General features: G+C 67.8%; 23 protein-coding genes. 10 read left to right on the plus strand and 13 right to left on the minus strand.

What is annotated here, in order from left to right:
* The 5 genes from GGR33_RS23795 (at nucleotide 1) to GGR33_RS23815 (ending at nucleotide 2922) form a co-directional block, all read left to right on the plus strand.
* Complete coding sequence (locus GGR33_RS23795; RefSeq protein WP_183512515.1) at nucleotides 1-549, plus strand: threonyl-trna synthetase; 549 nt, start codon at nucleotides 1-3, stop codon at nucleotides 547-549.
* 73 nt (nucleotides 550-622) lie between these two features.
* Entirely contained in the window at nucleotides 623-793 is a 171-nt protein-coding gene (locus GGR33_RS23800; RefSeq protein WP_183512519.1) for a hypothetical protein, read from the plus strand.
* A 60-nt stretch (nucleotides 794-853) separates the two neighbouring features.
* Nucleotides 854-1120: a metal-sensing transcriptional repressor gene (locus GGR33_RS23805; RefSeq protein ID WP_183512532.1), complete on the plus strand. Its 267-nt coding sequence runs from the start codon at nucleotides 854-856 to the stop codon at nucleotides 1118-1120.
* A gap of 10 nt (nucleotides 1121-1130) precedes the next feature.
* Nucleotides 1131-2456: an MFS transporter gene (locus GGR33_RS23810; RefSeq protein WP_183512538.1), complete on the plus strand. Its 1326-nt coding sequence runs from the start codon at nucleotides 1131-1133 to the stop codon at nucleotides 2454-2456.
* A 193-nt stretch (nucleotides 2457-2649) separates the two neighbouring features.
* Nucleotides 2650-2922 carry a hypothetical protein gene (locus GGR33_RS23815; protein WP_147076138.1) on the plus strand — a complete coding sequence of 91 codons (273 nt, stop codon included), beginning with the start codon at nucleotides 2650-2652 and terminating at the stop codon, nucleotides 2920-2922.
* 155 nt (nucleotides 2923-3077) lie between these two features.
* Here GGR33_RS23815 and GGR33_RS23820 read toward each other — a convergent pair whose 3' ends face one another.
* The 11 genes from GGR33_RS23820 to GGR33_RS23870 form a co-directional block, all read right to left on the minus strand.
* On the minus strand, nucleotides 3078-3824 hold the full coding sequence (locus tag GGR33_RS23820; RefSeq protein ID WP_183512543.1) for a glutaredoxin family protein: 747 nt from the start codon (nucleotides 3822-3824) through the stop codon (nucleotides 3078-3080).
* 46 nt (nucleotides 3825-3870) lie between these two features.
* Nucleotides 3871-7044: an efflux RND transporter permease subunit gene (locus GGR33_RS23825; RefSeq protein ID WP_183512548.1), complete on the minus strand. Its 3174-nt coding sequence runs from the start codon at nucleotides 7042-7044 to the stop codon at nucleotides 3871-3873.
* A complete protein-coding gene (locus tag GGR33_RS23830; protein WP_183512552.1) occupies nucleotides 7041-8543 on the minus strand; it encodes an efflux RND transporter periplasmic adaptor subunit in 1503 nt (500 codons plus the stop codon). The genes GGR33_RS23825 and GGR33_RS23830 overlap by 4 nt, the downstream gene beginning before the upstream one ends.
* Nucleotides 8540-8935 carry a FixH family protein gene (locus GGR33_RS23835; RefSeq protein WP_183512557.1) on the minus strand — a complete coding sequence of 132 codons (396 nt, stop codon included), beginning with the start codon at nucleotides 8933-8935 and terminating at the stop codon, nucleotides 8540-8542. Before GGR33_RS23835 ends, GGR33_RS23830 begins: the two co-directional genes overlap by 4 nt.
* An 82-nt stretch (nucleotides 8936-9017) precedes the next feature.
* Nucleotides 9018-9413 (minus strand): hypothetical protein, encoded by a 396-nt coding sequence (locus GGR33_RS23840; protein ID WP_183512900.1) that lies wholly within the window; start codon nucleotides 9411-9413, stop codon nucleotides 9018-9020.
* Between the two features lie 45 nt (nucleotides 9414-9458).
* The gene (locus GGR33_RS23845) at nucleotides 9459-10625 is read right to left on the minus strand and encodes an MFS transporter (RefSeq protein WP_183512562.1); all 1167 of its coding nucleotides are present in this window, start codon (nucleotides 10623-10625) and stop codon (nucleotides 9459-9461) included.
* A gap of 31 nt (nucleotides 10626-10656) precedes the next feature.
* Nucleotides 10657-11637 carry an arsenic resistance protein gene (locus GGR33_RS23850; protein ID WP_183512567.1) on the minus strand — a complete coding sequence of 327 codons (981 nt, stop codon included), beginning with the start codon at nucleotides 11635-11637 and terminating at the stop codon, nucleotides 10657-10659.
* Nucleotides 11634-12020, minus strand: coding sequence for an ArsR/SmtB family transcription factor (locus tag GGR33_RS23855; RefSeq protein WP_183512571.1), 387 nt, complete (start codon nucleotides 12018-12020; stop codon nucleotides 11634-11636). The genes GGR33_RS23850 and GGR33_RS23855 overlap by 4 nt, the downstream gene beginning before the upstream one ends.
* Before the next feature lie 114 nt (nucleotides 12021-12134).
* Entirely contained in the window at nucleotides 12135-13430 is a 1296-nt protein-coding gene (locus GGR33_RS23860) for an arsenic transporter (protein WP_183512575.1), read from the minus strand.
* 36 nt (nucleotides 13431-13466) lie between these two features.
* Nucleotides 13467-13904: an arsenate reductase (glutaredoxin) gene (gene arsC / locus GGR33_RS23865; RefSeq protein ID WP_183512586.1), complete on the minus strand. Its 438-nt coding sequence runs from the start codon at nucleotides 13902-13904 to the stop codon at nucleotides 13467-13469.
* The gene (locus GGR33_RS23870) at nucleotides 13897-14256 is read right to left on the minus strand and encodes an ArsR/SmtB family transcription factor (RefSeq protein WP_183512590.1); all 360 of its coding nucleotides are present in this window, start codon (nucleotides 14254-14256) and stop codon (nucleotides 13897-13899) included. The genes arsC and GGR33_RS23870 overlap by 8 nt, the downstream gene beginning before the upstream one ends.
* Before the next feature lie 50 nt (nucleotides 14257-14306).
* Here GGR33_RS23870 and arsH point away from each other — a divergent pair, with 50 nt between their 5' ends.
* Nucleotides 14307-15059, plus strand: coding sequence for an arsenical resistance protein ArsH (arsH, locus tag GGR33_RS23875; RefSeq protein ID WP_183512600.1), 753 nt, complete (start codon nucleotides 14307-14309; stop codon nucleotides 15057-15059).
* 173 nt (nucleotides 15060-15232) lie between these two features.
* On the opposite strand, the gene GGR33_RS23880 is transcribed toward arsH, so the two are convergent.
* Nucleotides 15233-16534: a DUF2235 domain-containing protein gene (locus GGR33_RS23880; RefSeq protein ID WP_183512606.1), complete on the minus strand. Its 1302-nt coding sequence runs from the start codon at nucleotides 16532-16534 to the stop codon at nucleotides 15233-15235.
* A gap of 428 nt (nucleotides 16535-16962) precedes the next feature.
* Here GGR33_RS23880 and GGR33_RS23885 point away from each other — a divergent pair, with 428 nt between their 5' ends.
* Both GGR33_RS23885 and GGR33_RS23890 read left to right on the plus strand, forming a co-directional pair.
* Nucleotides 16963-17628: a hypothetical protein gene (locus tag GGR33_RS23885; RefSeq protein WP_183512612.1), complete on the plus strand. Its 666-nt coding sequence runs from the start codon at nucleotides 16963-16965 to the stop codon at nucleotides 17626-17628.
* On the plus strand, nucleotides 17625-18545 hold the full coding sequence (locus GGR33_RS23890; protein WP_183512616.1) for a Kiwa anti-phage protein KwaB-like domain-containing protein: 921 nt from the start codon (nucleotides 17625-17627) through the stop codon (nucleotides 18543-18545). The genes GGR33_RS23885 and GGR33_RS23890 overlap by 4 nt, the downstream gene beginning before the upstream one ends.
* Nucleotides 18546-18635: 90 nt before the next feature.
* On the opposite strand, the gene GGR33_RS23895 is transcribed toward GGR33_RS23890, so the two are convergent.
* Nucleotides 18636-20090, minus strand: a complete 1455-nt coding sequence (locus GGR33_RS23895; RefSeq protein WP_183512619.1) for a hypothetical protein — start codon at nucleotides 20088-20090, stop codon at nucleotides 18636-18638.
* A gap of 331 nt (nucleotides 20091-20421) precedes the next feature.
* On the opposite strand from GGR33_RS23895, the gene GGR33_RS23900 reads away from it, so the two are divergent.
* Entirely contained in the window at nucleotides 20422-21102 is a 681-nt protein-coding gene (locus GGR33_RS23900) for a hypothetical protein (RefSeq protein WP_183512623.1), read from the plus strand.
* On the plus strand, nucleotides 21099-23063 hold the full coding sequence (locus tag GGR33_RS23905) for a coiled-coil domain-containing protein (protein WP_183512625.1): 1965 nt from the start codon (nucleotides 21099-21101) through the stop codon (nucleotides 23061-23063). The genes GGR33_RS23900 and GGR33_RS23905 overlap by 4 nt, the downstream gene beginning before the upstream one ends.
* Nucleotides 23064-23065: the final 2 nt, after the last annotated feature.

Here is a 23065-nt window from a genome sequence, read left to right on the forward strand (position 1 = left end):
ATGCGCCGCCGCCCAGCGCTCGCACTGGCGGTTGTGGCGTGGACGGGCGCGGCCGTGGCGGCGGAACCGGCGGCGGGCGAGGCGCCGTTCGGATTGGCTTGGGGTGCCGTGGACCGTGTCGATGCGCCCTCGATGGTCGACCGCGAGGCGAACCTGACCGGGCTGTACTACTTCCACGACCGCCCTCTCGCGTCGGGTCCCGACACCGTCGAGGTGGTCCTGGTGGTCTGCCGGGAGCAGGGCCTCCAGCAGGTCGTCTGGGTCGGGCGGCCGCTCCACGGACCGGCTTACGCCACCGCCCGGGAGACCATCCGGCGCGACGGGGTACGCCGCTACGGCGAGCCCCGGCCGGGACCCGTTCCCGGATCGCTCGAATGGCCGGCGGGACGAACCGTCCTGGCAACGCGCACGATGCCAGACGGCACATCGGAGCTTGTGATGTCCGCGTCCGGCCCGGACTACGCGGCCTGTTCGGAAAGCCACCGCGCCGCCACCGGCCACCCTGCCGACGCCCATGTGGCCGACCTGCTCGGCAAGGGCGTGCCATGAGGGTAGCGACGATGCATGCGGAGGAACGCCCGGACGTGCATCGCGGGATCCATCCAGGACGGCCGCCGAGGCGATGACGGGCAAGAAGCTCGGGCGCAGGATTGAGACCTGGGGAGGCGGAGGGGGTGGACGGCGCACGGTCAGGCCGCACGTTCGAAAGGCCGCCGGTCAGGCGTTCCTTATGGCCTACATCCTGATCGCCTTGGTCCTGGCGATGTTCGGCTGGCTCTCCTCGATGCGATGAAGACCCAGGAAGACTTGCCCTGGCCTTTGCCGTATCCCCTCCAGGGGGATAGGATACCGCATGGAACACGCCTCGCACCCGGATATCGTCAAGCGCCTCAGGCGCGCCCACGGCCATCTCGCCGGCGTCATCGCGATGATCGAGGAAGGCCGGCCCTGCGTGGATCTGGCCCAGCAGCTCCACGCCGTGGAGAGCGCGATCACCAACGCCAAGCGCGTGCTCATCCAGGACCACATGGAGCACTGCCTCGGCGACGGGATCGAGCACGGCGGCAAGGGGGCGAAGGATGCCCTCGCCGAGTTCAAAATCCTCGCGAAGTATCTGTGAGACGCCCACGATGCTGAGCGTCCTCTCGAACCGTACTTACCGGCACCTGTTCGCGGCGCAGGTCATCGCCCTGATCGGTACCGGCCTGCTGACCGTCGCCCTGGGGCTGCTGGCGTTCAAGCTGGCCGGCGACCGCGCCGGAACCGTCCTCGGGACGGCGCTGGCCATCAAGATGGTCGCCTATGTCCTCATCGCCCCGGTGGCCCAGGCTTTCACGAGCCGGTTGCCGCGGCGCGCCTTCCTGGTGGGCACGGACCTTGTCCGCGCCGCCATCGCCCTGACGCTGCCGTTCGTCGTCCAAGTCTGGCAGATCTACGCCCTGATCTTCGTCCTGCAATCGGCCTCGGCGGCGTTCACCCCGACCTTCCAGGCCACCATACCGGACATCCTGCCGGACGAACAGGACTACACCCGCGCCCTCTCGCTCTCGCGTCTCGCCTACGACCTGGAGAACCTGCTCAGCCCCACGCTGGCCGCCCTACTCCTGGCGGTGGTGCCCTACAACGCCCTGTTCGGCGGCACCGTCGTCGGCTTCCTGTGCTCGGCGGCCCTGGTGGTGTCCGTGAGCCTGCCCATCGTCGCCCGTACCGACCTGCAGGGCGGCATCTATGACCGGACAACGAGGGGCCTCAGGATCTACCTGGCGACGCCGCGCCTGCGTGGGCTGCTCGCCCTCAACCTCGCGGTCGCCGCGGCCGGCGCCATGGTCATCGTCAACACCGTGGTGATCGTCCAGGGCCTCCTGGATCGTCCGCAGACCGACGTGGCCCTCGCCCTCGGCCTGTTCGGGGGCGGCTCAATGATCGCTGCCCTGACACTGCCAAGACTGCTCGACCGGCTTTCGGACCGCGCAATCATGATCCCGGCGGCGGCCCTGCTCGGCGTGGTTCTCATGGGTATCGCCGCCATGACCTGGGGCGGGACCATCGGCTGGCCGCTTCTCCTCGGAACCTGGCTGGTGCTTGGCATCGCCTACTCCGCCGTGCAGACCCCCACCGGCAGACTCCTGCGCCGCTCGACGACCCCGGAGGACCGACCGGCCGTCTTCGCCGCCCAGTTCGCCCTGTCCCATGCCGCGTGGTTGCTCACCTATCCGCTGGCCGGTTGGCTGGGGCCGTCCGTGGGGATGCCATCCACGCTGGCGATCCTCGGGGCGGTGACGCTTGCCGGCGTCGCCACGGCGGCCCGGCTATGGCCGGCGGCGGAACCCGACGTGATCGAGCATGCCCACTCAGACCTCGACGTCCGGCACCCGCACCTGCATGGGGGCCGCCGTCACGCCCACGCCTACGTCATCGACGACCTGCATCATCGTTGGCCGGCCAGGGCGGGGTGAGCGCCGTTCGATGTCTTTGCCGGCTGGGTCGAAAATCGGGATGGCCGACCAGTGCAGCGGAGCTCGAATGTTTCGTTAGGCACGCGAAGGGGAGAAGAACGTACCCCGCGGAACGGTCTTGGAAGCGGAGCCGTTCCAAAGGCTCGGGTGCCGTCGTTTTCGACGCATTGCCGACAACGACATGAGGAAGCCCATGAAGAAGTCCCTTCTCGCCGCCGCCATCCTGGCAACCCTGGGTGCGGCTTCGGTCGCCCCGGCCTCCGCCGCTCCCGGCATGATCGGCGCCGTCGAGGCCCCCACCACCGTCACCGAGGTCCGGATGGATGGCATGCACGGCCATCGCATGATGGGCCACCATCACCATCGCGGTCACCGCATGATGCGCCATGGGCACCACCACCACATGATGGGCCACGGTCATCGCCGCGGCCACATGATGGGCCATCACCGCGGTCACCGCATGTAGCTCTCGGCGACCCGGGTCCCAGCGACCCGGGGACTATCGGCTGAGGCGGGACGCGGAAAAGCGTTCCGCCTCGCTTACACGGATCCGACCGCTCGGACGGATAAGCGTGGAAGCGCCGCGCCAGCACCTGAGACGAGCCCCCGTCGCGGCGGCGCTTATTGGTGCACCGCCAGCATCCAGAGGGCCATGGCGACCATCATCACGTTCTCGGTCAACGACACGAAGCCTAGCGGCACCTTGCTCGAACCGCCGACGCAGGCGCACTTGATGTCCCGCTTGTCGACGTAGACCGCCTTGAACACCGAGACCGCCCCGACCGTGCCGATGAACAGGGCCACGGGGATCGAGATCCCGTTCAGGGCGCCCGCCACCATCAGGACGCCGGCGATGCCCTCCAGGAACGGGTAGGCGTAGGCGTAGCGCACCCAACGCCGCCCGAGCAGGTCGTAGCCCAGGAACATCGAGGAGAAGCTCTCGACGTCCTGCAGCTTGAGGAGGGCGAGGACGCACATGCTGAAGGCGATGAACCACTCGGCGGCGCGCATCGTGAACGGCGTGCCGTAGACTGCGTGGCTCGCCGCCAGCGCCATCAGCGCCGTCATCGAGAACACCGCGATCACGGGCGTGTAGGTGGTGACGTTCGGGTCGTTCGCCGCCTTGCCGAAGTGGCGCTGCAGGTCGTCGAAGCCGCCGACGCGCTCGCCGTTGATGAACGTCTGCGGCGTCGACTTGACCTGGTGCTCGGCCTTGAAGCGGTCGGTCTCCGCCCGGTCGGTCAGGAGGTGGTCCTCGACCTCGAAGCCCTGGCGTTCGAGGAGGTCCTTGGCCTTCAGGCCGTAGGGGCAGGTGTGTTCAGGGGTGACCATCCGGTAGAGGGTGGCCTTGCGGGCGGCTGAGGACATCGGGTCTTCCTTCCTGAACTGAGGGCGGTTCGGCCGGGGCCGGGACCTATTCGGCGGCCGCGCGGTGGGCCGGCGGCTCGTCCTGGGTTGCCGCGGCCGTGGACGAGGCGGGTGGCAAGCCCCATCCCTTCACGAGGGCGTAGACGGCCGGGATCACGACCAGGGTCAGCACGGTCGAGGAGACCATGCCGCCGATCATCGGCACGGCGATGCGCTGCATCACCTCGGAGCCCGAGCCGGTGCTCCAGAGGATCGGCAGCAGGCCGGCCATGATGGCAGTGACGGTCATCATCTTCGGGCGGACCCGCTCGACCGCGCCGACCATGATCGCCCGCCGCAGGTCCGCGCGGGTGAGCGTGCGCCCCTCCCGGAGGCACCCGGCCCGGACCTCGTCGAGGGCGTGGTCGAGGTAGACCAGCATGATCACGCCGGTCTCGGCGGCGACGCCGGCGAGCGCGATGAAACCCACCGCGACCGCGACCGACATGTTGAAGCCCATCCACCACATCAGCCAAACCCCGCCCACCAGGGCGAAGGGCAGCGAGAGCATGACGATGAGGGTCTCGGTCAGCCTCCGGAAGTTGAGGAAGAGCAGCAGGAACACGATCAGGAGCGTCAGGGGCACCACGATCCTGAGCCGCGCCGTCGCCCGGTCGAGATACTCGACCTGCCCGCTCCACTGGATGAGCGTGCCCTGAGGCAGCGCTACCTCGTTGGCGACCGCAGTCCTGGCCTCGGCGACGTAGCCCCCGAGATCGCGACCGGCGACGTCGACGTAGATGAAGACCGCGAGCTGCCCGTTCTCCGTCCGGATCTGGGTCGGCCCCCGGTTCAACCGGACCTTCGCGACCTCGCCGAGCGGGACCGTGCCCCCGCTCGGGATCGGCACCTGCACCTCGTTCGCGATGGATTGCGGATCGGATCGGAAGGCACGGGGATAGCGAACGTTGACGGTATAGCGCTCGCGCCCCTCGACGGTGTTCGTCACGCTCTCGCCGCCGAGAGCCATCGCGATGACGTCCTGCACGTCGCCCACCGTCAGGCCGTACCGGCCCAGAACCTCCCGGTCGGGGGTGATGTCGAGGAAGTAGCCGCCCTGCACCCGTTCGGCGTAGGCGCTGGATGTGCCAGGGACCGCCTTCACCACGGCCTCGACTTGCCGGGCGACCTTTTCCATCTCGGTCAGGTCGGTGCCCAGCACCTTGATCCCGACCGGCGTTCGGATACCGGTCGCAAGCATGTCGATGCGTGCGCGGATCGGCTGCGTCCAGGCATTCGAGACGCCGGGGAACTGCAACGCAGCGTCCATCTCCGTCCGCAGGCTCGCCATCGTCACGCCGGGACGCCACTCCGCCTTCGGCCTCAGGTTGACGATGGTCTCGAACATCTCGCTCGGCGCCGGGTCGGTCGCGGTGTTGGCCCGCCCTGCCTTGCCGTAGACCGAGGCCACCTCGGGGAAGGACTTGATGATGCGGTCCTGGGTCGCGAGCAGGTCGCCGGCCTTGGTCACCGAGATGCCCGGTAGGGTGGTTGGCATGTACATCAGCGTGCCCTCGTCGAGGTCGGGCATGAACTCCGAGCCGAGCCGGCTCGTCGGCCACGCCGTGGCCGCGAGGATGCCCAGGGCGAGGAGGATCGTGAGCACACGCGCCCTGAGGACGCCGGCGATCAGCGGCCGATAGATCCAGATCAGGAACCTGTTCACCGGATTGCGGTGCTCGGGGATGATCCGGCCGCGGACGAAGAGAACCATCAACGCCGGCACGAGGATCAGGGACAGCACCGCCGCAGCCGCCATCGCGAAGGTCTTGGTGAAGGCCAGCGGCCCGAACAGCCGCCCCTCCTGGCTCTCCAGGGTGAAGATCGGCAGGAAGCTCACGGTGATGATCAGGAGCGAGAAGAACAGCGACGGCCCGACCTCGCTCGCGGCCTCGATCAGGACCTCGACCCGTGGCTTGTCCGACGGCGCCCGCTCCAGGTGCTTGTGGGCGTTCTCGATCATCACGATGGCCGCGTCGATCATGGCGCCGACCGCGATGGCGATGCCGCCCAGGCTCATGATGTTGGCGCCGAGCCCCAGCGCCTTCATCCCGGCGAACGCCATCAGGATGCCGACCGGCAGCATCAGGATCGCGACGAGGGCGCTCCGGACGTGGAGTAGGAAAACGACGCAGACGAGGGCGACGATGGCGCTCTCCTCGACCAGCGTGCCCTTGAGGGTCTCGATGGCCGCCTCGATCAGGTGCGAGCGGTCGTAGACCGGCAGGATCTCGGTGCCCTTGGGTAGACTGGCGGCAACCTCGGACAGCCGCTTCTTGGCGCTCTCGATGACGTCGAGAGCGTTGGCGCCGAACCTCTGGAGGACGATCCCGCCGGCGACCTCGCCGTCGCCGTTCATCTCGGTGATGCCCCGGCGCTCGTCCGGACCGAGCTCGACCCGCGCGACGTCCTTCACCCGCAGCGGGGTGCCCGCCTCCGTCCTCAGGACGATGCTCTCGATGTCCGCGACGCTCTTGAGATAGCCGCGACCCCGGACGACGAACTCGAACTCGGAGAGCTCGACCGTGCGGCCGCCGACGTCCGCGTTGCTCGACCGGATCGCCTCCCTCAGCTTCGCCAGGGTGATGCCCTGCGCCCGAAGGCGGTTCGGGTCGACCACGACGTTGTACTGCTTGACGAAGCCGCCGACGCCCGCGACCTCGGCCACGCCCTCGGCGCGCGACGCCCCGAACCGGACGACCCAGTCCTGGAGCGAGCGGAGCTCGGCGAGGGTGCGCTCCTTCGCGACGATCACATACTGGTAGACCCAGCCCACCCCCGTCGCGTCCGGCCCGAGGGTCGGGGTCACGCCGGCCGGCAGGCGCCTGGCCGCCGTGTTCAGGTATTCTAGAACGCGCGAGCGGGCCCAGTAAGGGTCGGTGCCGTCCTCGAAGATGACGTAGACGAACGACACTCCGAAGAACGAGAAGCCGCGCACGACCTTCGATCTCGGGACGGTCAGCATGGCCGTGGTCAGCGGGTAGGTGACCTGGTCCTCGATCACCTGGGGCGCCTGCCCCGGGTACTCGGTGTAGACGATGGTCTGGACGTCCGAGAGGTCCGGGATCGCGTCGAGCGGCAGGGTTTTGAGGGCATAAAGCCCCGCTCCGCCGGCGAACACGGTCCCGATCAGGACCAGCAACAGATTTCGGGCCGACCAGGCGATCAGGCGGGGGATCATGGCGTCTTCCCCTCGGCGGCGGCCTGCGGGCTCGGCTCGGGCTTGGGCTCGGAAAGACCTTGGAGGGCCGCCTTCAGGTTGCTCTCGGCGTCGATGAGGAAGTTGGCCGAGGTCACCACGCGGTCGCCGGCGACGATGCCGTCGCGGATCTCGACGAAGCCGTCGCCGCGGGTGCCGAGCCTGACCGGCCGCGGTTCGAAGCGACCCTCCCCCCTGTCGAGCAGGACGACCTGTTTCGTTCCGGTGTCGATGACGGCGTCGTCGGGCACGGCGACCACCGGCTTGTCGGAGCCGGTGGCGATCTCGACGTCGGCGAACATCCCTGGGCGCAGGTCCCCGTTCGGGTTGGGCAGCTCGATCCGCAGGCGGGCCGTGCGCGTGCCCATGGCGAGGTGCGGGTAGATCCGCGTCACGGTTCCGGTGAACGCGCGATCCGGGAACGTCCTGGCGCGCACGGTCGCCTTCTGCCCCTCGGCGACGGCCGCGAGGTCACGCTCCGTCACGTCGACGAGCACCCAGACCCGGGAGTGGTCCACGAGCTTGAACAGGGTGTCGCCGGACTTCGCGCGCATGCCGTCTGAGACGTTGCGCTCGACGACCACACCGTCGCGGGGCGCCGACCAGGTGATGGTCGCCGGCACCTTCCGGGTGCGCTCGATCTCGTCGATGACCTCGGGCGGGATGCCGAGGTTCTCCAGGCGACGCCGGGCACCCTCGTAGCCGATGCCCGTCAGGTACTGCGCGGCCGCCGCGTTCATCTCGGGCGAGAACAGGCGCATGAGCGGCTGTCCCTTATGGACGTGGTCGCCGGTGGTGATGCCCTCGACCTTCTCGACGAACGCGTCGGTGCGCATCGCGATCACCGAGATCCGGCGCTCGTCCTCCTCGATGGCGCCCGGTGCCCGCACCGGCATCGACAGCACGCGCCTCGCGGCTACCTCCGTCCGCACCCCGGTGCGCTGGAGCTTGCCCGGCGAGATCCTCACCGTGCCGTCGTCGCTGTCCTCGCCCTCGTAGACGGGGATGTAGTCCATCCCCATCGAGTCCTTCTTCGGGGTCGGCGAGGTGTCCGGAAGGCCCATCGGGTTGCGGTAGAAGCGCACCTTGCGGGCGCTCGCAGGCGTCGTGGCCTGAGCCATGGCCATGTCGCCGTGCCCGGCGTCGGGCATGGCTTCCGCCTCGTCGGGTTCGTCGAAGCTCACGTCCTCGCTGGCGTGAACGGCGCGGTAGTCTCGACCGTCCGCGGTGCGCGTCGGCTCGGAGGCGTACTCCGGCTTCCCGTCCGGGTCCCGGTAGTAGACCACGGGACCCGTCGCCTTGCTCGGGGACTGAGCGGACACCGGGGAAACCTGCCGGGTGCCCGGCAGCCAATGGGCGAACCCGGTCCGCGCCTGCCGGACGAGCGCCGGCACGGGGCTGCCCTCATGCCCCGCGCCAAATCCCAAAACCCCCGCCGCGAGCGCGGCGAGGGTCCCGGCGGCCCATGCCGTCCGGCTCACTTGGTGGCCTTGAACACCAGCTTGTTCTCGACGGTGCCGGTCTCGCCCTGCACCTTGGCCCCGAGAGAGAGGCGCCAGCCGCCGGCCATCGTCAGCTTCGCCTTGAACCGGTAGAGGCCCGGTTCCAGCGACGGCAGCTGCTCGATCTTCGAGGTCATTTCCTCCATGCTGTCGGGCGCCATGTCGATGCGCTTGGCGAAGATGACGGCGTTCGGCACGGGCTTGGACGTGCGCTTGTCGACGAGGCGGACGTCGAGGATGGCCTCCCCCTGCTTGGCCTCGTCCTTCACCAGCTGGAACTCGTAGTCTTTGGTGTCGGCCTTGGCCGCGGTGGTCAGGGCGAGGCCTAGCAGCGAAGCCGTGAGGGCGCGCGAAAACGATGTCTTGGACACGGTCGATGATCTCCTGAAAACGATGGGACCCGGGCCTTCAGGCGCGCGGGATCTGCCGGCGCAGGCGCCGGCGTCATCGGGTTCAGGCTCGGGGAGGCTCGGTTGGCGGCCCTTGCGCCAGGCTGTCGAAGGAGGCGGTGACGCCCCAGGTCTGTCCCTCGACGTCCGCGACGCGATCCAGAGGTCCGAAGGCGCCCGGCAGGCCGGTGGCGACCTTCGCCAGGCAAAGCGCCATCAGGGGGCAGCCCTTCGAGCAATCGGGCATGGCCGGCCGCTCCTTGGGGCAGCAGGGCATGTCGTCCATCGCCATCCCGGCCATGTCGTCCATGGCCTCATCGGGCATTGCCATGGCGTGACCCTGCATCGCCGTGGCGGCGTGCATGCCCGCGGCGGCCGCGGAAGCGGTCACCGGCGCAAGGGCGAGGCTGAGTACCGCCAGGAGCGGTAGCAGTTGCCGAAGGGCGAGCCAGAAGGTCACGAACGGACGATGCCACATCGCATGTCGGCGAGGAAGGGACGGGGACTACCTGATGCGCCAGAGGGATAGGGCAAGCGCGACGTTCGCCAGGGCGAGCACCGCGAGGAGGGCATAGGTCGTGTCGGCGCCCGCCTGCGTCAGCACGACGGCCCCGAGGGACGGCGCTAGCGCCTGCGCCACCAGCCCCGGACGGGCGAGCCGGCCGACGAGCGGAGCGTATCGCTCGGGACCGAATAGCGCGAGGGGTACCGTGCCGCGTGCGATGGAATAGATGCCGTTCCCGGCCCCGTAGAGGATCAGCGCCAGACCGACCACCGGCAGGCCCGCCGCCAGTATTGTCACGCCCAAGGCCACGAGGACCATCGCAGCCGTGAGGGTCCAGAGGGGATGGTGCCGCCCCTTCCCGGCCATCTCGACGATGCGCGCCCCGACTTGGGACGGTCCGATCAGGGCGCCGTACGCCACGGCCGAGGTAAGCGCGACGCCACGGGCCTGAAGCAAGGTGATGAGATGCACCGAAACCAGGGCCATCACGGTCCCGCCGAGGGTCAGCACCCCGGCCAGGAGGAGAAAGGCGCGGCGCTCCCGACCAGCGAGACGAATGACCGGGTTTGGCCCTGCGGATCGCGTGACCGGATGTGCGGGCGGCCGGGGGATCACGAGCAGGACGAGGGGTAGCGTCACCCCGAGGTGCAGCCCGGCGTAGGCCAGGCAGGTCCTGCGCCAGCCCACCTGCTCGATTAGGAAGGCCGAGAGCGGCCAGCTCACCGTGCTGGCGAAACCGCCCCAGAGCGTCAGCGTCGTGATCGCGGGCCGTGCCTCGGCGCCGTAGAGACGTCCGAGCGTGGCGAAGGCGGGGTCGTACAGGCCGGTGCCCATGCCGAGGCCGACGAGGAGCCAGCCCGCCAGGTAGACCGGCAGGTTCGGCGCCATGGCGAGGACGGTCAGGCCCACGGACAGGATGACGGCGGCGAATGCCAGAACGGGGCGGCCGCCATGCTCGCCGATGAAAGCCCCCACCCGTGGCGAGACCAAACCCGCGACGAGGAGGCCGAGGGACAGGCCGCCGATGACCCAACCCAGCGGCCATCCCGTATCCTTCGACATCGGCGCGGCCAGCACCGACAGGAGGTAGAACGAGGAGCCCCAAGTCAGGATCTGGATCACGCCCAGGGCAGAGATCACGCCGAGACGGTGGCGATGCGGGATCATGTGTACATCCCGCAGTCTCCTCGGGGGCGCCCTAGACGGCCGGGACCGGCGACACCGCCGTTCGGCCGAGCCTGGGCACGAGGCGGACGTAGGCGAGTTCGCTCAGAAGCTCGACGAGCGTCTGCGTGACGATGACGGCGGGCAGGAGCGGGACGGCGCCGGGAACGGCGAAGGCCAGCGGCAGGACCACCAGGGAGTTCCGGGTGGCGGCACTGAAGGCCAACGTCCGCAGCGTGGGGGCGTCGAGGCGGAACGCGCGCCCGACCGCCCAGCCCACCAGCGGGGCCGCCACGGCGAAGGCGACGTAGACGGGGACCACCCGCAGGGCATCGTCGAGGGCGGGTCCGAGCTGGGGTAGGACGGACGCGATCACCACGAACAGGACCAGCGCCGTCGCCGGCACCGGCAGGAGTCCGAGGCCCGTAGCCACCCGTTGCCCGGCAGTGCTGCGTCCGGCCCAGAGCTGCACCACCGCGGCAAGCCCGAGAGGGACGGCGATCAGCCAGACGAAGGCATGCACGAACGGACCGACCTGGACGAACCTGGCGGCGTCCTCGCCGAGGAAGACGTTCAGGTAGACCGGCAGCAGCAGCATCTGCGCGATCAGCAGCGCCGGGGTGGAAGCCAGCAGCACCTTGGCGTCGGCCCGTCCGACATGGGCGAAGGTCACGACGTAGTCGATGCACGGCGTGAGCAGGACCATGAGCACGCCCAGCCGCAGCATGGGGTCGGCGGGCAGGAACTGGATCAGGCCGGCGACCAGCAAGGGCACCGCGATGAAGTTCGTGACGAGGAGCGCCGCCAGGAAGCGAAATCGCGAAAAGGCCTTTCCGAGTTCCGGCAACGGCACCTGAAGGAAGGTGACGAACAGCATCAGCGCCAGCGCCGGGTTGATCCCGACCTCCAAGGCCGTGGTGCCGGGCAGCGTCAGGGCGATCAGCAAAGCGGCGCCGATGGCCGCGAAGTAGATCCCGATCTGGTTGCCTTCAAGGGTATAGCGCAGGCCCGTCATGCTTCCTCGCAAACGATCTTGGGGGACCCGGACACCGTTTGCGGCCGGCCCGTGCACCGGGCGAACAGGGCGATGGCTCGGTCGCAGACCTCGCAGTGTCCTTCGCAGCAATCGCGCATCAGGAAGGCCACCAGGTCGGACAGGGCCGCGAACACCGCGCTGTAGATGATCGACCGCCCCTCCCGGCGGCCGACCACGAGGCCGGCGTTCTCAAGGTGGCTGAGGTGGAACGAGATGCGCGGCGCGGACGCCCCGGCGATGGCCTCGGTGATGGCACCGGCCGCCATGCCGTCCGCACCTGCCGTCACCAGTAGGCGGACGATGCGCAGACGGGTTTCCTGGGCGATGGCACCGAAACCGTCGAGGGCTTGCTTCTCGTCCACGTCATTTAAACCGTTATGGAAACGTTTAAGCGTCGATAGACGGACTTGGTATCGGTCGCAAGTCCGCATGGACGACCGGATGCGCCGCCATAACCGACGTCGGCCGGAAGCCCGTCAGCGCACGCCGAGCACCGGTAGCCATAGCGCCAGCGCCGCCAGGGTCACGAGGAGGACCGGCGGGGTGATGACCAGGCCGACCCGCATGTACTGGCCCCAGGTGATGCGCTGGCCCTTGGTGGCGAGGACGTGCAGCCAGAGCAGGGTCGCCAGACTCCCGATGGGCGTGAACTTCGGGCCGAGGTCGCATCCGATGACGTTGGCGTAGACCATCAGCTCGCGCATCAGCGGCGACAGGTCGGGGGCATGCTGGATGGACAGCGCGCCCACGAGCACGCTCGGCATGTTGTTCATCACCGACGACAGGATCGCGGCGGCGACCCCCGTGCCGATGGTGGCCACGAACGGTCCGTGACCTGAGAGCCAGGTCAGCCCCTGAGCCAGGTAGTCGGTGAGGCCGGCGTTCTTCAGGCCGTAGACGACGAGGTACATGCCGAGGCTGAACAGGACGATCTGCCAGGGCGCGCCGGCGAGGACCTTGCGGATCGGGATCACCCGGCTCCGGTTGGCCAGCATCAGGAGAATGAGGGCGCCGGCGCAGGTCACGACCGAGACCGGCACGCCGAACGGGGCCGTCACGAAGTAGGCGACCAGCAAGAGACCGAGGAGCGGGAAGGCCGCCGTGAAGACGAGAGGATCCTTGATCGCGTGGCGTGGCGCTTCAAGCTCGGCCACCGGGTACGTGGCCGGTAGGTCGCGCCGATAGAACAGCCACAGCACCACCAGGGTCGCGGCCAGCGAGACGAGGTTCACCGGCACCATCACGGAGGCGTAGCGGCTGAACGAGATGTCGAAGAAGTTCGCCGAGACGATATTGACGAGGTTCGAGATCACCAGTGGCAGGCTGGTCGAATCCGCGACGAACCCGCAGGCGACGATGAAGGCCAGGGCCGCCGCCGGCTTGAAATCCAGCCGGAGCAGGATGGCCAGCACGATGGGGGTGAGCAGCAGGGCCGCGCCGTCGTTGGCGAACACCGCGGCGATGGCGGCGCCGAGGAGGATCACCAGCGGGAACAGCAGGCGCCCCCGACCCCCGCCCCAGCGGGCGATGTGGAGGGCGGCCCAGTGGAAGAAGCCCGCCTCGTCGAGCAGCAGCGAGATGATGATGAGCGCCACGAAGGTGAAGGTCGCGTCCCAGACGATGTGCCAGACCATCGGGATGTCCCCGGGATGGATGACCCCGGTGGCCAGGGCCACGGCGGCCCCGATCAGGGCGCTCCATCCGATCCCGAAACCCTTCGGCTGCCAGATGACGAAGACGAGGGTGACCACGAAGATGGCGAGGGCGAGCATAGGGACCGTTTCTTGTTCTTGGGGGAGCGTCGGGGATCAGGCGGTGGCGACCCGGCGCCCGTGCTCGTCGACGACGCGCTCGCCGTCCTCCTTGACGAACTCGCCCTGCTGGGACGGCAGGAGGTCGAGCACCACCTCGGACGGACGGCACAGGGCGACACCCTTCGGGCTCACCACTAGGGGGCGGTTGAGCAGGATCGGATGGGCCTCAATTGCATCGAGGAGCCGGTCATCCGACAGGGCCGTGTCGGCGAGGCCGAGCCCGGCATAGGGCGTCCCCTTCTCGCGGAGGAGGTCGCGCACGGTGATGCCGGCGCGTTCGGCAAGCTGGCGCACCATCGCCTGGTTCGGCGGCGTCTTGAGGTACTCGACCACGTGCGGCTCGATGCCGGCGTTGCGGATCATCGCCAAGGTGTTGCGGGAGGTTCCGCAATCCGGGTTGTGGTAGATCACGACGTCGAACGGCTCAGGCATGGGCGGTCTCTCCGGTGTTGCAGTCACTGGCTTCGAGCGCGGCGACCGCAGGGGCGCAGACCTCGGGCCGTCCCTGGCAGCAGTCGCGCATGAGGAACTGGACGAGGTCGGACAGGCCGGCATAGGCGGCGCTGTAGATGACCGACTTGCCCTCCCGCCGGGACGCGATCAGCCCGGCGTGCGAGAGCTCCTTCAGGTGGAAGGACAGGTTGTTGCCGGCGATGCCCACCGTCTCGGCGAGCACGCCGGCTGCGAGACCGTCCGGGCCGACCGTGACGAGGGCGCGCACGACCCGAAGGCGGTGTTCCTGCCCGAGCGCGGCGAAGGCGGCGAGGGCTTGCCGTTCGTCCATCGAATGACCTACATATCAACGTATGTTGAAACGTAGAGGAATGATCCGCCTTGGACAAGCCTTGCCAGCCGTTCACCGACGGTATGCCGAACCTGAGCGACGTGCACTTCGAGGTGCCGACCGCCGAGCGGGTCTCGGCGACGGCACCGCTCGCCCACGCGCCGCGGTTCCTGGTCCTCTACGGGTCGCTCCGGGAGCGCTCGTTCAGCCGCTTCCTGGCCTATGAGGCGGCCCGGTTGCTGGAGGCGATGGGGGGCGAGGTCAGGATCTACGACGCCCACGGCCTGCCGCTGCCGGACGACGCGACGGCCGACCATCCCAAGGTCCAGGAACTCCGAAACCTCTCGATCTGGTCCGAGGGGCACGTCTGGGTCAGCCCGGAGCGCCACGGGGCCATGACCGGGGTGATGAAGAGCCAGATCGACTGGCTGCCCCTGTCCGAGGGTTCGGTGCGGCCCACGCAGGGACGGACCCTGGCCGTCATGCAGGTCTCCGGCGGCTCGCAGTCGTTCAACGCCGTCAACGGCCTTCGCGTCCTCGGCCGCTGGATGCGGATGATCACCATCCCGAACCAGTCCTCGGTGCCGATGGCCTACAAGGAGTTCGACGAGGCCGGCCGGATGAAGGCCGGGCCCCTCTACGACCGCGTAGTCGACGTCTGCGAGGAGCTGACGAAGTTCACGCTCCTGACCCGCGGGCGGGCGGACTACCTCGTGGACCGCTACTCGGAGCGCAAGGAGCGGGAACCGGACCGCCTCAAGTCGGTCGCCGCCGACATCGGGTTCGTCAGGAGATCCTCGTGACCGGCCCGGGGACCGGCGGCGGATCGTGACGCACGATCCTGAGCCAGATCGTCATGGTAGACGGACCGTCCATCCCGGAAGCGGGCAACGGAACGCGCGTCCCGCCATGCGCTGCCCTCAACGTCGCGGATCCCCCTGCCCGAGGGCCGTCCTGCAAGGGCTCGGGCGCGTCACTACTGGGGCACGGCGACCGCTGGATTGTCGGCGCGGACCGAAGACCGGACCTGTGCAGGGTCCACCCTCTTCCGTTCGGCCCATTCGATCAGGTTCTTGGGACGGTATTCCGGATCGGCACGCCAGCGGTCGAAGACCGATGTGTCGATGGTCTCGTTGACGTTGGTGTGGCTACCGTCCGGGCGCTGTTCCGGCTCCTGTCCGATGATGCGGTACAGCGGCGACGAGACCAGCTTGTAGAGCCCACGTCCGAAAAGAGCGTAGGAATCGACGGTCGGGGCCTTGAGCGCGTCGCCGTCGAACTCGACCTCGGATCGGAACTGGAGGCCGTGCGACTGCGCCTTCTCCATGATCCAGCGCAGGGGTGCCTGCGCGAGGAGGTCGGTCTCGTAGCCGCCGCCGACGTTGGCGTGGGCGCCGACGAACCAGCGTTGCTCGACGCTGGCCAACGTTCGCGGCGTCGCGAAGACGGCCTTCTCGTTATTCGACCGGTGCACGTCCCACAGCGTCGGCGCGAAGTCCTCGCGGTGCTCGTCGATCGCCAGGGCATGGTAGCCGTTCAGGATGTGGATGCGCAGCCCCGTCTGCAGATAGTCGAACGACGAGCGGCTGACCCCCGGTATCTTGCCGGTCGCGAGGCCCAGGGAACCCACCGTGTCCCAGACGCCGATCATCTTCACGTTGGCCGGCTGGGAATACTTGAGAAGCCATCTCTCCTGATCCGTGAGCTTGCCGGTGTCCCCCGCCTGCTCGGCCTCCTTCAACCTCCAAATGCTTTCCTCGTCGCCCTTCCGATAGCGCCTGAAGAGTTCCGAGGTGCCGATCGGCGATCCCGCCTTCAGGATGCCGTCGATCGCGACGAGCCCCGCGAGGCTCCGGGCCGTGAACGCGCCGCGGCTGAAGCCGAAAATGAAGATCTCATCCCCTTCGTTGTAATTCTCGATCAGCCATTCGTAGGCGAGGCGGATGTTGTCATCGAGCCCATGGCCGAAGACGCCGCCGAGGAAACCATTGACGCCGAGGCCGTAGTACACGAGCTGTGGTCGGCCGTCCTTGCCCTTGGACGCCGTGAGCGCCCGCATGCGCCAGACGTTCGTGTTGCTGTCGACGCTGTTCCAGGTGCCGTCGAGGTACACGACGAGACGCTTCTGCTGGAGGTCCGCGCCGGCGAAGTTCGGTTGGGTGCCGCCCTTCTCCGAGGGGCGGGTGACGATCACCGCGACGGCGACCAGGGCGAGGAGCGCGGCCGCGGCGCCCGCCCAGAGCAGGATCCGCTCGATCCACCTGAAAGCTTTTCTCATGGTGCCCCGACGGATCAAACTTAAGGAACAAAACGGGTTCAGAAACCCTAACTTCCCTATTCGGCCGAGGTTGCCACCGGTCGACGACTTTGCGTGAATAGCGTTCTAGCCGAGGCATCGAGCGGTCGACGGTTGTCGGGACTTGGTCACGCGGTCACCACGCAATCGCCTGGCCGGGTAAAGGCGGGCACCGACGTCGGGGGTCGGTTGGTGGGACTTCGCGCCCGTGGGCCTTGAGCGGATCTGCGAACGCCTGGCCTAGGACGCGGCCGCCGGGGCCGGGCGAGCCGGTGGCGCATCCTGAGCGTTGCCAGACCGCGCCCTTCGTGGTTCCCGCACTTTCGCCACGTCCACCGGTGGGCGGGCAACCAGTGTCCGACAGGTCGAAAACAAGCACGACCGCCCCCATTTGAGATCAGGTCCAGTCCATGTCGGGCGGTCCTCCATGGGATCTGGCGGATACGGACCGTCGAGAGACAAAGGGAATGCAGCTCAGGATCCTCGTCGCGGCCGCGATCTACCTCGGGTCCTACCTGCCGCTCGCCGTGATCCTGCTCGCCCAGGACGTCGACGCCGGGGCCGTGAGGCGGGGGATCTGCCCCATGGCGTCGATGGTCGCCCTGGAGTGCGCGAGTCCCCTCAGGAACCCCGTCTGGTCGCTGTCGGCGGTGGCGATCTGTGCGATCGGCATGGCGGTCACCTTCCTCGCCCTTCGCCTCGTGCGGAAGCCGCATCGCGTGAGGGTGACGGAGAGCAAGCACATCCCCGCCGACCTCATCAATTACGTGATCCCCTACGTCGTCTCCTTCATCAGCCTCGAATACGACCAGCCCCTCAAGCTGATCGGGTTTGCCGTTTTCCTGATCTGGATCTTCTGGATCACCTACAGATCCGGACAGATCGTCCTCAATCCCGTCCTCGCCGCGTTCGGTTGGAAGTTGTTCGAGGTCAAGTACATATACGACGCCGGCAGGGGAACGTTCGTAGGTCGGATGCTGTCTAGGGTCGATGTCGAGCCCGACCGCGAGTACCACCATGGGGCCCTGCAGGACGTGATGGTCGTGCGGGAGGACGGGAAGAGCGACACGGCATGACGACGCTTGCGGACCTCAAGGCCTTCGACCTCGCCGCGGCGGAGGTCACCGTATGGGTGTTCAAGACGTCGCCGGGGGAAGGCGGCCGGCCGAGGTTCTCGGGTCGTTGGGTCGGCATCACGGACGAGCTCGCTGCGAGGCTCAAGGATGCGGTCGGGTCATGCGTGGGTCCGATCACCGAGACCATCGCTTACGACATCCTGGCGCAAAACAACGAGGCCAGCGCCCTCACCATCCAGGCGGACGAGACGCACGCGCACCTGATCTTCGAGGCAGTCGCCAACCCGACGCCGGCCAGGAAGGTTCGCGGCGCGCACGACCTGGCGAACGGCAAGTTCTGCGTGGCGAGGTTCGTCCTCGACGGAAGGACGTTGCTGGCCGTGCGCAAGACCGACGCCTCCTGGTCCACGAGGAGGACGTCCGGCCTGATCCGGATGATCTACGCGGACGAGGAACTGGACGTCGACGAGGAGCCCACCTTCGCCATCCGGCCCGAGTTCGATTTCTTCGTCCTGGACGACGAGGTCTTCGTCCGCAGCAAGGCCCACTTCGAGACGGTGCTGTCCTACAAGGCCGGTCATGAGACGGCGTTCACGACGTTGAAGGCGGAGCCCGCCTTCGCCGGCATCTTCACCGACCTCGGTCCCTTGAACGACTACGTCGGCACGAACAGGATCCATCTCCGCCGTGCGGTCGCGATCCAGCAGAAGGGCCTCTACAAGGATGCGGCCTTCATGGCACGGCTCCTCGCCGAACATGCGGAGATGAACCTGGCCATCACCTTCGACGACGCAGGGCGGATCGTGCCCACCGTGGAAAGCGGTCGGGATATCTTTCAGGCGCTCCTGAACCACCGTCTGGAATCGCGCCTGACGCTAGAGATGTTCGACGTTCCGAGCACCGAGCGAGTTGGTTGAGGGTTTCGCTCCGACCGACGGCATGGCTAGGCTATGAAACGGCGAGGAGGAAATCCAAGCTCGACACTGCGTTCGGCGCGACCTTTACGTCTAGCTACGCATGCGCGCCCGGAACTCAAGCTTGCGGCGTTGTTCACCGCTTTCCGAGTTCAGAAGAAAGGCCTCGTACGCCTCCACCCTCCTCACGGCCTCGGCTTGGAGCAATCCGGCGAGACCCGTCTCGCTGCGGTCGTAGAGAAGCTCGGCGAAGCGGTCTTGGATCAGCCAGGACTCGATGCCTTCGTCGTTGATCGCCGAAAGCGGCAGGACAGTTTCCTCCCTCAGGTCCGCGAAGTGACGCCAAGCGAACAAGGCGTCCCGATCACCGCCGTCCAGGAGTAGCCTACAAGTCTCCGGTGTGACGGGCAGGAAGCGGCGGCAGTACCTCGCTTCCCCGATGCCCATTGCACTGTCCTCACCGAACGCCTCGGTGACGTAGGCACGGAAATCGGGGCATGCGTTCCGCAGCGGCGACGTTATCTCGACGTAATGGATGCCATCGGAGGCCGCGCTCGCGTTGCCGCGCTCCGGGATGCCTGCGCATTCCAGATGCCTCGGTAGCTGAGGATGTTCGGAAGCCCAATCCTCCGCGAAGGATGTCCCCGCGTAGACGACATGGTCGATGGTGAAGGTCATGCGCAGCCCCTTGCCACGCTCCAAGTTCACGCCGAGACCGACTTTTTCACAGATGACGGCGTTCTCGCGTCCAACCTCGTGCATCCGCGGCGACGGGAAAAAGAGGAAGCTTCCCTCCTCCTTCGCCCGAGCCTCTTCCATCCTCTCCGCCTCGTCCCGGCGGTGGACGACGCAATCGCCCTCCGCGACCGCCCGGGTCCTGATCGGCACCCAGGGCATGACACCATAGGCGTAGGCGCCGACGTCGCGCCCGACATGGGACATCTCGCCGGTCGAGCGGTCGAAATCGAGGTCGAGACGGTCGGCGCCGGCGAGGCAGCGCGCGAGCTCGAAGCGACGGCTCGCCTTGCCGAGCCAGGTCGCGATGCTCGAACCGTCTTCTGCGATCTCCGCATGCGGCTCCCGCTCGACCTTCTCGCGGAACTGGTCGAGGTAGCCCCCGACGGCCTCGGCCAGTTCCGCCATCATCGAGTCCTCGTCGACCTCGCGCCCGGCCGCGCGAGCTGCCAGGGCAACCGCCCTGACGTTGCCAACGTGCGCGCAGATGCCCTTGGCCAAGGGACGGGCGAGCGCGACGGTGCCCGTGGCCATCTCCGCCTCGGTCAGGAAGAAGCGATAGGTCTGCTCACGGGTCGTGGCGCTGCCGTCGCGCTGTAGGACGGTGGTGGGCTTCAGTCCGTGCTGGCGGACCAGCTCGGTCACCACGCGGGTGGCAGCCAACGCCTCCTCCCGGGACAGCTTCAGGCGCCCCTTCCAACGGCTCCCCTTCGCCGTCCGACGGACGGCCTCGGCGAGAAGGTGGCGAGGGTGCAGCTTCTCCAACGCGTCGTGGATGATGGCTTCCACCGCAGTGCTGGTCCGCTCGATCATGGCCGTGCTCCGATCCGTTGAGATGGCCCAAGGCTAGGTCTAGCGAGCCCCTGCCGGGTATCTGATTATGCAGGATCGATCATCTTGCGTTTCGTAGAACCTGACGGCGTGATTTTGTATAACGTAGGGCATTGCCTCGTGCGGCAGTCATGAAGGATGGGTGGGTACCAATCCTGTCGGTGTTCGGAACCCGCGATCGAACTGACCACGCCGTCCGTGTCGGAGTAAGCTAGCTTTTCGTCGAAGGGAGAACCGAACAGGAACCTAGGCTTGGCCACGCGCATTGAATATGCTCGCGCTTCCATGACCTGTGCGCGCAAGATCAGTCTCGATGACCGCGGGCATCACCGCCTCACCCACCGTTAGCGCCGCTGAAACGCCGAGCGGCGAGGCGTCGACCGGTTATCATTACCGCGATGCGATCCGGCTGCTTTTCATCCTGGCGCTCGGGAGCGAGCCTTCGGGGGACGAGCCGGACGCCCCCAGGGTGTTCCGGGGCGAGAAGCGGGCCATGGCCATCGACTTCCTGGTTCGGTACCCGGACTTCCTCGCCGACGAACTCCTGACCCGTTACGAGGCCGAGGACGACGCCGGCATCCTCGACGTGGTCGAGGGGATCTTCGCCGCGGACGAGCCCGACGTCAGGCTCGTGCGCATGGTGCGTTGGCACCGGGGCGCCTTCCAGAACATCGAGACGCCGCTCGCCATCCTCAGGTCGCGGCATCTGGTACGTCCGCTCCGGCAGGCCGGCGGCCAACGGCGGCACGACTTCGTCGTCGAGCCCGCCGCCTTCGCCTTCATGCGGAGCGTCGTCGAGCAGCAGCCATCGCTTGCTTGGTATAGGGAGCGGGCCGAACTCGTCATGACGCTTGCGAAGCTTCGCAGCGGTTCGAGCCTCAAGGACGACCAGTACCTCCATCCCGAATACAAGGACGCGCCCCTCGGGACGGAGATCCCCTCCATCAAGGAAAGGGTCTTGGCTCGCCTTCGGCGATTGAGGGAGGCGGCATGAGCACGGCGACCACGAGCGTCGAGGACTGGATCGCCTCGATCGCGATCAAGGCCAAGGCGTCTCCCGACGAGGTCAGGACGGTGCTGGACCGTCACGGCATCGTGGCCCAGGCGACCCTGCCACGCCGGCGCCGCCTCTGCCTCGCCGCCATCAGGCTCCGGGGAACCAAGCGTTTGCCCGAGGGCGAGAGGGCCATCGACTTCACCTGGGACGACCTCACCCCGGGACTATGGGCGGTTCTCTCCGACGACAACTTCCGTGGCAAGTCGAGCCTGCTCAACATCGTGCAGGCGGCGCTGAGGGGGGAGTTCCCGCTGCACATCAAGCCGGACGTCTGGTCCTGGCTTTCCGACGTCGAGGTTGAGTTCGACATCGACAGGACCCGCTACCGGGTCATTGCCCGTAAGCCCGTCGGTGAGAAAGACCCGAACCTCGTGCGAGCGACCCTCTCCCGCTTGGACGAGGGGACATGGTTCGACATCCACTCCGGGCCGGCGGACGAGACCTTCGCCAACGCGGTCGCCGACAACATGATGGAGGAGTTCGGGTTCGCGAAGTTCCACGCCTTCAACAAGGACACCGGCTCCCACACCCATGGCTGGCAGGCCATCGCCAGCTCGCTCTTCGTTAGCGGGCCGGGCAAGGCCGTGTTCGGCGAGGTGACCCGGGACGGCATCCCGCTACGGTTGCTGCAGATGTTCATGGGCCTGCCGTGGGTCTCCACCTATTCCGCCGCTGCGACGGCCGAGAAGAAGGTGGGCGCCGAGCGGGAGAGATCCGCCGCGCCCTCGCCGGCCAGGGAACGGCTCGCCGGCCGACTTGCTGCGGTCGAGGCGGAGCTGCGCGCGGCCCGCGAGGCCGTCTTGGATCGGGTCGACCGCGTCGCCCTTCGAAGGGACCTGGTGGCGCGGGACAGGATGCTGGTGAACTTCCAGACCAAGGTCGAGGAGGAGCGCGACCATATCGCCGAGCTTGAGCGGCAGGTCGCCTCGGCCCAGCGGTCGTTCGGTACGGTCAGGCGGACCCTGCAGCAGATCACCGACGAGCGTGCCGCTGGCCTGGTCTTTCGTGAACTGCGGCCGGTCTGCTGCCCATCCTGCGACGAGGGCATCGAGCGGGACCGCTACGTCGACGCCGAGGCGGCCGGGACGTGCGGGCTGTGCGGCTCCGTCCATGTCGAGCCCGAGGACGACACGCAGATGCTCGACGACCTACGGGCCGAGATGCGCGATGCCGAGGCCGTCCTAGCCCGGCTCGTCGCCGAGCTCGAAGCCGCAAGGGAACGCCGACGGGCGTCCGAAGGGCAGAGGGACACGACCAAACGCGAGATCGAGGCGATCAAGGACGAGCTCTCCTCGGCGGAGGATGCCGACGCGGAGGTAAGGGTCCGGGCGTTGGAGGCGCAGGCCGCCCAGCTCGGCGAGATCATCGCGGAGCAAAGCCCCGCGGCGGTCGCGCCGGTCGCCGACGATGCGGAGATCCTGAAGCACGTCGCGAAGGTCACCAAGGACCTCTACGACGACACGCAGCGGGACCTGCTGAAGGAGATCTCGGTCCATCTCACGCGGCTCTCCAGGGACTTCGGCATCAAGAACGTCGAGAGCATGGACTGGACGGCCAACGGCGTCCTCAACATTAGGCAGGGGGGTACCGATCTCACGTTCCAGAGCCTCGTCGCAGGTGAGAAGCTCCGGCTCAGGATCGCCGCGGCCCTTGCCGTCATCGAGGTCGCGCGCCTAAGGCACTACGGGCGCCATCCCGGACTGCTCGTCCTCGACAGCCCGGCGGCGCAGGAGATGACGGCGGACGACTTCGCCGCCCTCATGGCGAGCGTGCGGCTGGCCGTCAGCCAGGCGGACGACGTCCAGGTCGTCGTCGGCGCGGTCGCGCGTCCGGAGCTTCTGGAGGTTGTCGATGGCCAAAGGACGCTTCACGCTGAGGGAGACCGATTCCTTTTCTGACG

The organism is Methylobacterium brachythecii (assembly GCF_014196345.1).
Taxonomy (GTDB): Bacteria; Pseudomonadota; Alphaproteobacteria; order Rhizobiales; family Beijerinckiaceae; genus Methylobacterium; species Methylobacterium brachythecii.